At 38.5% G+C, this 13593-nt stretch carries 13 protein-coding genes; 11 read left to right on the forward strand and 2 right to left on the reverse strand.

Going from position 1 to position 13593, the window contains the following annotated elements; translation table 11 throughout:
- Window positions 1-100: 100 nt before the first annotated feature.
- The 7 genes from ACT170_RS01470 to ACT170_RS01500 all read left to right on the forward strand — a co-directional run bounded on the left by ACT170_RS01470 (window position 101) and on the right by ACT170_RS01500 (window position 6790).
- The gene (locus tag ACT170_RS01470) at window positions 101-1348 is read left to right on the forward strand and encodes a DUF4767 domain-containing protein (protein ID WP_444817944.1); all 1248 of its coding nucleotides are present in this window, start codon (window positions 101-103) and stop codon (window positions 1346-1348) included.
- A gap of 130 nt (window positions 1349-1478) precedes the next feature.
- Window positions 1479-2318, forward strand: coding sequence for a DUF4300 family protein (locus ACT170_RS01475; protein WP_414327607.1), 840 nt, complete (start codon window positions 1479-1481; stop codon window positions 2316-2318).
- Between the two features lie 48 nt (window positions 2319-2366).
- Complete coding sequence (locus ACT170_RS01480; RefSeq protein ID WP_414327608.1) at window positions 2367-3116, forward strand: CPBP family intramembrane glutamic endopeptidase; 750 nt, start codon at window positions 2367-2369, stop codon at window positions 3114-3116.
- Window positions 3117-3279: 163 nt separating this feature from the next.
- Entirely contained in the window at window positions 3280-4323 is a 1044-nt protein-coding gene (locus tag ACT170_RS01485) for a FecCD family ABC transporter permease (RefSeq protein ID WP_444817945.1), read from the forward strand.
- A 4-nt stretch (window positions 4324-4327) separates the two neighbouring features.
- On the forward strand, window positions 4328-5083 hold the full coding sequence (locus ACT170_RS01490) for an ABC transporter ATP-binding protein (protein ID WP_444817946.1): 756 nt from the start codon (window positions 4328-4330) through the stop codon (window positions 5081-5083).
- Between the two features lie 20 nt (window positions 5084-5103).
- Window positions 5104-6120 (forward strand): ABC transporter substrate-binding protein, encoded by a 1017-nt coding sequence (locus ACT170_RS01495; RefSeq protein ID WP_444817947.1) that lies wholly within the window; start codon window positions 5104-5106, stop codon window positions 6118-6120.
- A complete protein-coding gene (locus ACT170_RS01500) occupies window positions 6101-6790 on the forward strand; it encodes an alpha/beta hydrolase-fold protein (protein WP_181971234.1) in 690 nt (229 codons plus the stop codon). Before ACT170_RS01495 ends, ACT170_RS01500 begins: the two co-directional genes overlap by 20 nt.
- Window positions 6791-7082: 292 nt before the next feature.
- Here ACT170_RS01500 and ACT170_RS01505 read toward each other — a convergent pair whose 3' ends face one another.
- The gene (locus tag ACT170_RS01505; protein WP_444817948.1) at window positions 7083-7964 is read right to left on the reverse strand and encodes a diacylglycerol/lipid kinase family protein; all 882 of its coding nucleotides are present in this window, start codon (window positions 7962-7964) and stop codon (window positions 7083-7085) included.
- Window positions 7965-8067: 103 nt separating this feature from the next.
- Window positions 8068-9093: a DUF389 domain-containing protein gene (locus ACT170_RS01510; RefSeq protein WP_002886227.1), complete on the reverse strand. Its 1026-nt coding sequence runs from the start codon at window positions 9091-9093 to the stop codon at window positions 8068-8070.
- A 699-nt stretch (window positions 9094-9792) separates the two neighbouring features.
- Here ACT170_RS01510 and ACT170_RS01515 point away from each other — a divergent pair.
- From ACT170_RS01515 to ACT170_RS01530, 4 genes are all read left to right on the forward strand, one after another.
- Window positions 9793-10032: a GlsB/YeaQ/YmgE family stress response membrane protein gene (locus tag ACT170_RS01515; RefSeq protein WP_014634177.1), complete on the forward strand. Its 240-nt coding sequence runs from the start codon at window positions 9793-9795 to the stop codon at window positions 10030-10032.
- Window positions 10033-10288: 256 nt separating this feature from the next.
- Window positions 10289-10492, forward strand: coding sequence for a CsbD family protein (locus ACT170_RS01520; protein WP_002886207.1), 204 nt, complete (start codon window positions 10289-10291; stop codon window positions 10490-10492).
- A gap of 568 nt (window positions 10493-11060) precedes the next feature.
- Window positions 11061-12401, forward strand: a complete 1341-nt coding sequence (gene lpdA / locus ACT170_RS01525) for a dihydrolipoyl dehydrogenase (RefSeq protein WP_118189063.1) — start codon at window positions 11061-11063, stop codon at window positions 12399-12401.
- A 104-nt stretch (window positions 12402-12505) separates the two neighbouring features.
- The gene (locus ACT170_RS01530) at window positions 12506-13579 is read left to right on the forward strand and encodes a thiamine pyrophosphate-dependent dehydrogenase E1 component subunit alpha (RefSeq protein WP_444817949.1); all 1074 of its coding nucleotides are present in this window, start codon (window positions 12506-12508) and stop codon (window positions 13577-13579) included.
- Window positions 13580-13593 lie beyond the last annotated feature (14 nt).

Genomic DNA, 13593 nt, shown 5'->3' on the forward strand with positions numbered 1-13593 from the left:
CTGCAGCTGCTTGTTTGCAGTTTTTTTCTTTTCTAACCGGTCAACCAGAATCCCTAATTTATGCTAAAATGAAATTATTACGCTTCAAAAAGGAGATGAGATGAAAGCAGAAGAATGGTTAACCTATTTTATAAAGATTTATGGACGTCGCCCAAAGATGACAGAGGTCGACGAGGCGATACAAAATGGTAGTCTCTTAGCCAATCGAGCAGAGGTAGAGAGCTTATTGTTAGCATCTAAGAAGAGCTTTTGGCAAACCTTAAGTCAGTATGTTGTGACTCATAAGGTCGCAGCGTCAGTTCTTGCAGTTTCTTGTATGACGCTTCTTGGTGGTGGTGCCATTTTTGCTTGGCATTCCCTTCATTCACAAGCTCAACAAACGTCATCCCTTGCGGTCTCTTCGTCAAGCAGTCAGACTGGTCAAACGTCTTCCTCAGACAAGTCTAAACAATCGAGTTCCAGAGCTTCTGAGTCGTCTTCAAACTCTAGTTCTCAAAGTCAGAATGCCTCATCAGAAGCCAAAACGCCTGCCATGAATGTGGATGCTATTCGAAATGGTGATTTTTCAAGCATCGAAGGTGACTGGGTTTCTGACGGTGGTCATGTTGTGACCATTACCAAGTCAGGGCTCACAAAGTCTGAAGAGACAGGTAGTTCTGATGGCAAGACTGTCGTTAAAGATTTCAACGGTCAGCCTATGTTTTATTTTGCGGACAATGGTCCAGGGCATGGGGTCAATCCTTTTGTGCCTGTGCCAGCCAATCAAGCAGCACCGTCTCCGGACAATTCTGTCAAAGACACAGATCGTTTGGTTCAAATTCCAGAGTCTTCTGGGCCGGGGGTGGTTTACACGTCTTATTACAGAGTGAAAAGCAAGAGCCAGTCCAGCCAGACTAGCCCAACCAATACGACAGCCCTTTGGAATAGTGACAAGGCTGCCAAGCTCGCAAGTTACATGGTGGAGTTTGGGCACAAGATGAATCAAGAAAGTTATAGAAGGCTAACACCTAACGGAAGTGATGATTTCTTTGGTGCCATGTCTTTTGCTAAAAATAACCGCATTATTGTAGGTGAAAAGACAGAACAAAATGCCCCAATGACCAACCAACAAAAGGTAGACGTTGCCTTTTCTGACGATGGTACAGGGACAGCCGACTATATCATTTTAGACAGCTACGGGTATTCAGGTTCCGCCATGATTCTCTACCATTTCACCATCCATAAAGGTCAACCAGTGGTCCTAGTTTCCATGCAAAATCAGGGGAATCCTGAAAACATGTATTACATGTACCCTACCAATAATAAGGACATCCAAGAAGCCTTTGCCAATATTGTGAATGACAAGTAAAGGTTTTGGAGAATAGTAAAAGCTTTTGTCCTCAATCTAAAGCCTTAGCAACAAGGCTATTTCTTGTGGATAAGTATCCTGAGAATAAGTAGCTGTCAAAATCTGGTATAATGAAGCCAAGGAGGCGCCTATGAAACATCTAAAAAAACAGACGCTAATTCTTTTATCTATCTCTAGCTTGCTACTTGTCGGTTTAGCAGTTTTTGCACATCTCCACAAAAAAGAGGAGCAAGCAAATTACTCCAATCTTAATAGTAATGCTAGTATTAGTGAGGTGCGAGCCATACTCTCGAAACATTTGAACGAGGAGAGTGTGGATAACTTTATCAATCTCGTCACTGATTATAATGACACCGTGGGTTCTGTAGGTCTTTCTGGGAGTTTTGCGCCATTTACCAAAACAGACTATGATGTGGAAAAAATCAGTAGCCTGTGGACAGCCAAGCATGGTGACTTTATCGGTACCAACTGCCGTATCAACACCTACACGCTACTGAAAGGCAAAATCAAGATTCCTCAAGTCAAAAGTGATACTGAGCTCCTTTTCCAAGACAAGGACGCCATTGACAAGGGCAAGCTCTTTAATGCCAAGGACCAGGCAAACTTTGACATCCTTTTTTCAAGGGTCAAGACTGAAGCTACCCAAGATGTCAAGGTTCACGCCAAGCATATGGAGGATTACTATAAGCAGTTCACCTTTGATGACAAGGCACGCATGCTGTCGGTTGTTGTCCACGATAATTTGGATGGCGATTCCCTTTTTGTCGGTCACGTCGGTGTCTTGGTACCTACGACGGATGGCTACTTATTTGTTGAAAAATTGACCTTTGAAGAGCCTTACCAAGCCATAAAATTTGCCAGCAAGAAAGACTGTTACAAGTATCTCACAACCAAGTACAAGGACTATACCGGACCAGGTCTAGCCAAACCCTTTATCATGGACAATGACAAATGGGTGGATATGGACTAGCTCAGCGTGAGAAGAAGGTTTTTTATAGGCAAGAAAAGGAAGCAAGATATGAAAAGAAAAGAAGCCTTGTCGTTTTATCTGGCGGGGACCTTTGGACAGATTTTACTGGTCAGTCTCCTTGTTTGGTTGCTAAGAGTAGGAGGAGTTAGGGTTGATTATGGAACTCCAATTGGTCTCTTTACCCTTATCTTAGGTGGCTTGTCATCAGCCATTTGGGGAGGCTATGTTAGCATCCGCTATCATCACTCTAGTTTTAAACAACTTGTCAGAGATTTTTTCCAAGTCAAACAGCCTCTTAGTAACTATTTCTTAGTCCTCATTTTTCTAGGTTTGGATTTTTTACCACTAGTCTTGAGTGGAGGGATGATTATTCAGGCTTGGTATCTCCCCATTATCTTATTTTGCAAAGCCCTTGTCTTTGGTGGTATCGAAGAAATCGGTTGGCGCTATTTTTTCCAGCCTGCTTTGCAAGAAAAGTTGACCTATCTAGTGTCCACGCTCTTTACATTTTTGGCTTGGTCACTATGGCATATCCTTTATTTTTACATTGATGGGTCTCTGGCCACGATTCATTTATTGCCTTTCTTGCTAGGCTTATTAAGCAATTGTTTCATCTTATCCGCCATTTATACAAACACCAGAAGTCTTTGGCTTTGTGTGATGACCCATGCATTAATCAATGCTTTATCGCAACTGTCATCAGCGGAGAGCCTTTGGTTGTCCCTTGTGATTAAGGTGTTGATAATTCTTCTTGCCATGAAAATTGCAAGTAGCAGTATGGAGAAAGTGAAAACCTAAGCTGGCTTGATTTTCATTGCTTCAGTTAGTTATAATTCCCAAGAGTAGTTCAATGACTGCTCTTTTTTTCCACTCAAATGACCTTGCCCATCTTTTTGAGGCATGTTATACTAGAAGAGTATTGTCAAAATTTTCTGACATTACAGGTGGAAAGGAGGTGCTAATGCCTTTTAAAAAAACAAAACACCTTGTTTTTTCCCGCTACCTAAGCCTGCTCTGTTTGCTTCTACTTTTACTAGTAGCGTCAGTTTTTGTAGCAGTGTCTTTAGGGGCGGTCACTATAGATATAGGTGATACCTATGGTGTCATCTTCAGTAAATTGGGGCTTCCGATTGCCAGTCATAGCATTGCCAAGCCACTTGAAGCTATTATCTGGAATATGCGAGTTCCTAGGGTTCTCCTGGGGTTAATAGTTGGTGCAGGCCTTTCCATGTCTGGGAGTGTCATGCAGTCAACCGTTAATAATCCGATTGCTGAGCCCTATATTTTGGGAATCTCGGCAGGAGCAACGTTTGGAGCAACCTTGGCCATCATTTTAGGCCTTAAAGCTGTGGTAGGCTTGGGTGCCTTTGTGGGGGCTATCCTAGCGACGGTTCTTGTCCTAATTATTGCCTCTATGCAGGGGAGAGTAACCACATCTGGCTTGATTTTATCTGGAACAGTTGTTAATGCCCTCTTTATTGCCTTTGCCAATTTTATAATCTCTATTGGAGCGACAGCGGACAGTGTTATGACCATTAAGTTTTGGACCATGGGTTCATTGACAGGAACATCTTGGTCAGATTTGATGCTTCCAGCAGTAGTGGTTGGTTTGGCCTTTCTCTTTTTCTCAACTCAGTATCGTGTCTTCAATGCCATGATGATGGGAGATGAAGCAGCTTTGACTTTAGGAATCCCACTTAAACTCTATTGGTATCTTTATATCGCCATCGTTGCGATCATAACGGCAGTCTTGGTTGCTAGTTGTGGTATTATTGGCTTTGTGGGCTTGATTACCCCTCATATTGCCAGAAGTTTAGTCGGGACTAATTATCGTAAGCTTTTTCCAGTGGCAACTCTCTTAGGTTCCTTATTTGTGGTTTGGGCAGATGTTTTGGCTAGAATCCTCGTCAAAAATGCGGAGTTACCTATCGGTATCTTTACAGCCTTGGTTGGCGCACCTTTCTTTATTTATATTGTGACTAAAAATCGCAGGAAGGTGGTTTAGACTTATGGATGTAAAGTGTAAGGATATTCATTATTCGATTGGAGAGAAAAAAATCCTAAATGGAGTCTCCCTAAAGGTCGAAGGCGGACAATTCCAGACCATACTAGGACCAAATGGGAGTGGGAAATCAACCTTGCTAAAAACCATTTATCGCCAGTTGAAACCAGATAGCGGTCAGATTTTACTTGATGGAAAAAGCCTAGATCAGGTAAGCCTAAAGGAAACTGCAAAAGAAATGGCCGTTGTGACACAGTTTAACACCCTTCAATTTGATTGCACGGTGGAAGAAATTGTCATGCTTGGCCGAACGCCCCATCTTTCCTTTCTACAAAAAGAATCGGAGCGGGACCACTTGCTCGTCCAGGATGCCCTAGACAAGGTTGGCATGTCTGAAAAGAAGACACGCTATTATTCGTCCTTATCAGGTGGCGAAAAACAAAGAGTTATCCTAGCGCGTGCTTTGGCTCAGGAACCCAAACTTCTTTTATTGGATGAGCCTACCAACCATTTGGATATTAAGTATCAGTTGGAGATGTTGGCCTTGGTCAAGGAACTCGGCATTAATGTTCTCGCAGTTCTCCACGATATTCAATTGGCCTGTCGTTTTTCAGATTATATTTACTTAATGAAAGGGGGTGAGATTGTTGCCCAAGGTGTCCCAAGGGATGCCGTAACCCCACAATCCTTGCAGGCGGTTTATGATGTTCAGAGTCGTATTGCCTGGACGGATGACCAGCAGGCAATGATTCAGTATTTATAAGCCTAGGAAAGGAAGGCCTTATGAACAAGAAAACTTTTGGTATCGCATTAATCGCTGCAGCAGTCCTCACATTGACAGCATGCAGTTCTACATATAAAAACAGCACATCATCGTCATCAGCAGCAAAAGAAACGGTGAAAAAGACCAATTCAGAAACCCAGTATCCTTTGACCGTCAAAACTTATGACGACAAAGGAACAGAGTTAGATCAAGTCTTCAAAAAGGCACCAGAAAAGGTTATCACAAACAACCTTTCATCAACGGAAATCTTGATTGAGCTTGGTTTGAAAGACAAAATTGTCGGTATGCTTAATCCTGACAATGAAGTAACCGATAAATATAAGGAAGACATTGCCTCAATCCAACATATCGGTGATAAGAAGACCATCTCTCAAGAAGCCATCTTGGCTTACGGACCTGATGCCCTTATTGGTCGTAACATGATGTTCTCAGACAAGTCCATGGGAACCATCAGCACGTGGAACAGCAATGATATTCCTGTTTATACGCAAAAAGCCTCTGTTTCAACAACGAAACAAGATTTGAATAATATCATCGAAGATGTTAAAAATATTGGTGACATTTTCAACGTTCAAGACAAGGCAGACAAGTATGCAGGACAACTCCAAAAGCGTATCGACGCCGTTAAAAAGAAAAACAAGTCTTCTGATAAAGACTTGAAGAAGGCTCTGATCATGTGTGCCTACAACGATGAGACCTTTGGAACTTACAAATCTGCCCTTCAAGAAAGTATGCTTAATCAGCTTGGCTATACCAATGTTGCGACAGGAACATCAGATTTGACTCTGGAAAATCTCGTGTCTATGGAACCAGAATTGATTATCTATGTAACTAGTGACCGTAATAAAGCCATGGACAAGGATGCTACAGACAAGATGGAAAAGAACGCTGTTCTTGAAAATGTACCAGCCGTTAAAAACAAGAAAATCATGACTATTTCTTATGATGAGCTTATGGATTACGGTCCATCTGTGATTGATTCTCTTGAGAAGGTTAATGACTTTGTTAATAAATAAAGACTTTGTCTGCCATGGCATTCGAGTGACGATTGCCCTTCCTGAGTCTTATGATGCTACTAAGACTTATCCAGCTGTTTTTCTGAACGATGGACAACTGGATTATCTGGGAAAACTAGCGGATTCTGTTATCCTGATAGGCCTTGAGCCCAAGAATCGCTTGGATGATTTTACACCTTGGTATGCTCAGGCTTTGAGACCTGGAAGTCCTGATTTTGGTGGCAAGCTAGCCAGCTATCATGACCAACTATTTGGCCATATTTTAAATAGCATCCAAGAGGAGTTTCGATTGGATGACAGTCGCATGGCTTACGGAGGCTACTCGCTGGGTGGTTTGGCTGCTATCCACAGTCTTTATAGCAGTGATAAGATGCCTTTTATCTTTTCTATTTGTGGATCCTTTTGGTATCCAGATTTTGTAGATTACTGCCAATCCCATCAACTTCTTAATAAGTCTTGCTCGGTCTATTTACGTAACGGTTTGACTGAAGGGGCTAATCATAAGAATAGACTGGCCAAGGCTCCTAGCTTTGCCAAAGAAGTACATGAACGCATCAAAAAACAGTGCTTGTCCACTTATTCAGCATTTGACCCCTACGGTCATCATGATAATCTCCAAGAAAGATATGATGCTTTTTCGGATTGGTTGATTGAAGAGTGGAAACTCTGAAATGCTGCTATTGGTGATTGAGTAGGAAAGAGAGAAGAAAAGTAGTGAAGAAGATTCCGACGATGGAATCTCTTCACTACTTTTTGTTATGCTCGAAAACTACCATCACAGTTGATGCTTCCGAAAAGTTTTTAGACATGAATCAAAAAACGCCTTAACTCCGTATATTAAAAGTAATTTACTTACCTTTGACTTATATCCTAACTTCAAAAAGGACAAGACTATTATTGTTGTTGATGCAGTAACTTATATCATTTAAAACTTTTTTGTTGGAGAAGTAGAAGGGGAAAAACTATACTTTGGTGCCTGAGAATACTTCGATATGGTTCCCTAGTATTTTTATATCTACTGGAAGATTATCCGATTTGTCTCCATCAACATCTGACTCTAACTCAACCTCTGAAGAAATCCTAATATTACGCGCTTTGATATATTCGATATTATCGTTACCTACTAGATCCCCTTTTAACAAATCTGGGATAGTCGATAATTTAGAAATGATGGATGCATCTTTTAAAATCAAGATATTTCCATATCCATCTGTATTTTCATCAAATAGTTTTTTGTCTGCATAGTAATTAGATAGAAGAACTAAGACCTGACTAGCTTCACCTTCATAATTGCCATTTTCGCTTTCAATACGAATATTAAATACATCGTCTTCCACAACGGACTTCATCGTATTGATTGCATATGCAAAGATACCGTACTTTGTTTTATCTTCAATATCAACGTTATGAATAGCTTCTGGTAAAGATCCAACACTAAAAATATAGCCAAAATAATTTTGATTAGCTTTTCCAACATCAATGGTTTTAGTAAAATTGAAATCAAGTTCTTCAATCGCTTGATCAATATTTTGTTTGATTTCTAATAGCTTAGTGATTAAATTACCAGTTCCACCAGGAATAATCCCAAGTTTTGGAATGTGATTTTTTTCAGCAATCCCTGAAATAACCTCATTTACAGTACCGTCTCCACCAAAAACAATTACTGCATCATATTTTTCTTTAGAGGCTTTTTCAGCAAATTGAGTTGCATCTTTGGCTTTTTGCGTAATCTTAGTTTCAACATAATCAAAATACTCTTTAGCCTTATTCTCCAAGATCTCTTTATAATCTAATGCTGTTTCTCCTCCAGAAGTTGGATTAATAATTATCATTACTTTTTTCATTGCTATTTTCTCCTATGGACTACTAGTGACAATACTTTTCAACGGTTTCTTATGCTTATCAAATTAATATCTCACATTACTTGTTGTTATTTGGGGATTCTTTTTACTTATCCTTTTCTATTTGTTGAAGATCATCATCGTTTTTATATTGAATGATGTAGTCGACTAATTCTTTTTCAGTTAATCTATCATTTGTTAATTGTGAAACCTGAATCGAGATATTTTTCAAACCATATTCATTTTGTTTGTTAATGATACCTTGTAACTCAGCTTCTGAAAGATATTTACCTGAAATGGTTAGCTTTAGTGTATTATTTTCTTTACTATATTTCTTTTTCAAAATAGTATGGTTTTCAAATTGATCAGATAGATAATTATTGATAGACTCATTGATTAGCGTATCTCTAACTAAGGTAGTTGCAGAAGCTAAACTTGGAATAATAAGAACAAGCGAGACTAGAATTAATATTTTTCGCATTTTAGAGGCTTCACGATTATGTTTAACATAAGGATTATTAACCATCATCACATTAGTGCCAATATATGTAGCAATCATAATAAAACTGCAGTTAATGGAGAACAAATATGACGCCCCTATCATATACTCAAGATTTCCTGTGGCAATAGAATACCCCACGGTACAAACAGGTGGCATAAGAGCAGTTGCAATGGCGACACCAGGAACAATGTTATTAGCTTCTTTCTTTCGTGCTCCAATAATGCCGGCTAATCCACCGACGAATGCTATTACAACGTCCCAAATTGTGGGCGAAGTTCTAGCAATAATTTCCGTACTTGCATAAGAAATGGGCGAAATTAAAAAATAAAGTGTAGAGGCTAAGAGGCTTACTGCAACTTGAATAAAAAGAACTTTAAACGATTTTTTGAGAAGTTTTGTATCTAATATTGCTAACGCAAAACCTACTCCAAGGATAGGTGTCATCAATGGAGAAATCAACATTGCCCCTATAATTGTTGGAATAGAATTCATATTCAAACCAATAGATGCAATCAATATCGCACACAATAAAGTGGTTAAGTCACTTTTTGATAAATCTAAATCCTCATAGATTTTGTCCCTAAATTCTATGAGAGAATAAAGTTTACCATCCTTCAAAACTTTTTCCATAACAGTACTCCCTCTTTGTTAGTATAGTCAACTTTTTAAGCTCACTCTTTGACGACGTATCTAAATCATTGGTCATTATTATTGTAACTTCTTTACGTGGGCGTGTTTTATATTCTACATTCAATTTGTAATCAATTCACTACTCCATATTAATTTTAAACTCCTACTGAAAGTGATGCAGTGTTTGGTGTATTATTTATACTATTTTGTTAGATACTTACGATTTAAAGAAAACCGTGTAAGGGTTTACATGTCTCAATTATACATTTTATTTTTACTTTCGTCACTCGAACGTCTTAGGGCTATTTTCTTTTGTGGCTAAAATGCTAATCAATCATATGAATGTAGCAGTTTAATCAAACTTTTAATTCATAAATCAATCCATTTAGAGGAAGTCCTAATAATAGTAGAAGTATGTGTAGACTTTTAACAAAAAAATGAGATAAGAGAAATTGTAAAACCATACAAGCGATTGCAAAATCCCAGGATGGTTTTCATGTCTATTTTTGTGTAAGCGCAAACATTTTCATTGACTTATCAATTTGATTAACATATACTGTTATTAACAGGTATATACTAACATTAATCTTATGATTGTTAAGATTAATATAAAAAATGTTTTAGCTAAAATGTAACTCTTTAGATGGTTTGATTTTCCAAACAATCTAACTTTCCTCTATTTAGAAAGGGGGAGACATTATGCTTTGGGCTATTATTGTCGGAGGCTTTATAGGTTTTATTGCTGGTGGAATCACTAAAAAGGGAGGTTCCATGGGAATAATTGCCAATATCTTTGCAGGTTTAATTGGTTCATCTGTTGGACAGTCACTCTTCGGTTCTTGGGGACCTAGACTAGCTGGAATGGCCTTAATTCCATCAATTTTAGGGGCAGTTATTGTTGTTGCAGTAGTATCATTTTTCTTAGGAAAAAAAGAATAATTTTCAATATTTCGATAGGAAGACTCCAATCAACTAGCAAACTTAGTGCTGATAAATTTAAAAAGTGGTAAACATGGACTAGCTAATGGTTTATCAGCAAATAAAGATAACGTTAGTGAGGGTGTTCAAGCTGTTTATGACTCGACTTCAACACAAAAGCTATAATTTAACTTATCTTGTTATACTTAAAAATTTGAATGTATTATTGAAGAGCGTTCATATTTAACAATCTTTATGTCCAAAGGAGGATAAAATTATGTCAGTAGAAGAAAAACTCAACCAAGCTAAAGGCGCATTTAAAGAAGGTGTCGGAAAATTAACTGGTGATAAAAAAACAGAAAAAGAGGGTGCTGCTGAAAAAGCAGTCTCAAAAGTGAAAGAAGTTGCCGAAGATGCCAAAGATGCTGTTGAAGGCGCTATCGAAGGTGTGAAAAATATGATTAAAAAGGACGATAAATAATTAAATAGCCAATTGATTTTTCACATAAAAGCTACAAAAGCTACTCTACAAAAAAATAGAGTTGTCATATTCTACTCCTAATTACTCACTTATAAGATTACTTTCAAAATAACTACAAATCGATATTCTTATAATATTATTCAGTTGAAAAATCAACTTTCTTTAGATTAATTCAAATTCCTTTTTAACTCCATATACATATTCTTTCTAATAGTAAAAGCACTCTAATTTCTATAGTTTTATCCAAGCTATAGACGCTAGAGTGTTTTTTATAACATTTTGAAGAATTATTTAATGATTGGGGGAGATTTGTATTTTTCTAGTTTTTATACAAATCAGCAAAATATAAGTGCTAACATCATCCCGATTAGAGAATGGCAAACGCTTGCATTACTTGTGAATGTTTTCACTACCAAAACATCACATTTTCAGTGAATTACTTGATTTTCATAAGTATTAGTTTTATAATCAAAGTATAGAAAACGCTTTCAAAAACATCTCCGAGTTTTTGTCCTACTTGAAGTGGTTCGGCTAACAGCCGACTTCCATTCTAGAAAGGAGTATTGTTTTGAGTCAATGTGATATTCTCATTATAGGGGCAGGTCCTGGTGGTTATGTTGCTGCTGAAGAAGCTGCCCGTTTAGGTAAAAAGGTAACTGTCATTGAGAAAAACTCCATAGGTGGCACCTGTTTGAACGTTGGATGTATCCCATCCAAAGCCTATCTTGAACATGCCCATTGGCTATTAGCTGCTAAAGAAGCCTCTCAGTATGGAGTGACAGTTTTAAAAGATAATCTTGATTTTCAAAAACTTGTTGCTCGCAAAGATCAAGTCGTAGCAACACTACAGTCTGGTATTCAATCAAGTTTTAAACAATTAGGTATCACCTATATTGAAGGTGAGGCAGCTTATATTTCTGATAAAACCTTCCAAGTTAATGGTGAAAGAGTCTCAGGTAAGTCTGTTATTTTGGCGACGGGGAGTCATCCATTTATTCCTCCTATTCCTGGTATTAACGATGTTAACTATTTGACAACAGATAGCTTTTTCAACTTAAAGGAACTTCCTCAACGTTTGGTTATCATTGGTGGAGGTATTATTTCCGTTGAGTTAGCTTTTGCCATGGCTCCACTTGGTGTGGATGTGACAGTGATAGAGGTTGCACCAACAATTTTAGCAACTGAAGATGACGAAGCACGTTCCATTATTAGAGAAAAGATGGAACAACTTGGAATTACCATTCTGGAGGGAGTTAGCATAGATAGGGTTAAAGAAAATGCTGTAATTTTAGCAGATGGGAAGTCCTACTCTTATGATAACTTGCTTGTAGCAACTGGGCGTAAGCCAAATATTGAGTTAGCCCAAATGATGGGTTTGGAGTTGACCGAAAAAGGCTTTATTAAGGTAGATAGTTATTACGAGTCATCTCAATCAGGTGTTTATGCGATTGGGGATTTGATTCCTGGATATATGTTAGCTCATGTTGCTAGTAGCGAGGGAATCAAAGCTGTTCGAGCCATTTGTCGTCAGGCTGAGGAACCGGTTGATAATTCAAGTGTTCCACGGTCGCTCTTTACAACGCCGGAGATTGCTTCTTTTGGCTTGTCAGAAGAGGAGGCGGTACAACAAGGATATGATTTATCAGTTGGTCAACTTCCTTATGTTTATAATGGTCGAGCCATTGCGTCTAATTCAGCAAAGGGTTTTGTTAAAATTGTCTCTGAAAAACGCTATCACCTACTATTAGGTGCCGTTATCGTTGGCCCACATGCAACTGATATTTTACAATCCTTGATTGTCTTGAAAGATGCTGAAGGAACACTTGATCAGCTTGATAAGACAATTTTTGCACATCCAACAATTTCTGAGTTGGTTCAGGAAGTTGCAAGACTGATTTTAAGGTCCTAAGGTCGATGGATAGGTTTAGCACAGCCATTCTCATTTTTTCAAATCTATATATATGTCAATAATATTTGTTTTTTATAAAGCTCTCTATAGAAGGAGGAAACAATATGACACATTATCAAGAATTGCCACAAGCCCTAATGAAAGAAAAACATCAGGGACAAACCTTAACCAAGGAAGAAGTTAAGGTTCAAACTGCCCATGATCTTGGTGTGGAAAATGTTTCAAAAGAAGAGGCTAAATCCATGTATAAGACTATGTGGGATATTCGAAATTTTGAAGAAAATGCACGACATTTCTTTTCACTCGGTCAAATTCCAGGATTTGTTCACCTTTACTCAGGTGAGGAAGCTATTGCGACTGGGGTATGTGCTAACTTGACTGATAAAGACTACATTACTAGCACACATCGAGGACATGGACACTGTGTGGCTAAAGGTGGAGACCTTAAAAAAATGATGGCTGAAATCTTTGGTAAGTCTACTGGGCTTGGTAAAGGTAAGGGTGGCTCTATGCATATCGCTGATTTGGATAAAGGAATCCTTGGTGCTAATGGTATGGTAGGCGGAGGCTTTGGTCTTGCGACTGGGGCTGCTATGCGCAACAAATATCTAAAGACTGATGATGTTGCTGTATGTTTCTTTGGTGATGGTGCTGCCAATGAAGGTAATTTTCATGAGTGCTTAAACATGGCCTCTATTTGGAATCTACCTGTGGTATTTGTAAATGAAAACAACCTTTTTGCAGAATCAACACCACAATGGTATTCATCAGGTTCACCAACAATTGCTGAACGTGCACAAGCTTACAATATGCCTGGAGTTCGCGTAAATGGTAAGGATTTATTTGCTGTTTATCAAGTGGCTAAAGAGGCCGTTGAACGTGCGCGTCGTGGAGATGGTTCAACGTTAATTGAAGCTATTACTTATCGTAACCATGGCCATTTCGAAGGAGATGAGCAAAAATACAAAGCACCAGATGGAATCGAAAAAGAATGGGCAGATGTGGATGCCTTGGAAGTATTTCGTGACCTGGTAACTGAAAAGGGTATCCTTAGCCAAGATGAATTGGATGAGATTGTTGCCCAATCACAAAGAGATGTTGAAGATGCAATCCACTTTGCTCAAGAGAGCCCAATTCCAAAAGAAGAAGCTCTCTACGAAGACGTATTTGCAGACTGATTGAGGAGGATTCA

Origin of the sequence: Streptococcus sp. cx1, assembly GCF_052384325.1 — a bacterium.
In the GTDB taxonomy this organism is placed as follows: Bacteria; Bacillota; Bacilli; order Lactobacillales; family Streptococcaceae; genus Streptococcus; species Streptococcus salivarius_G.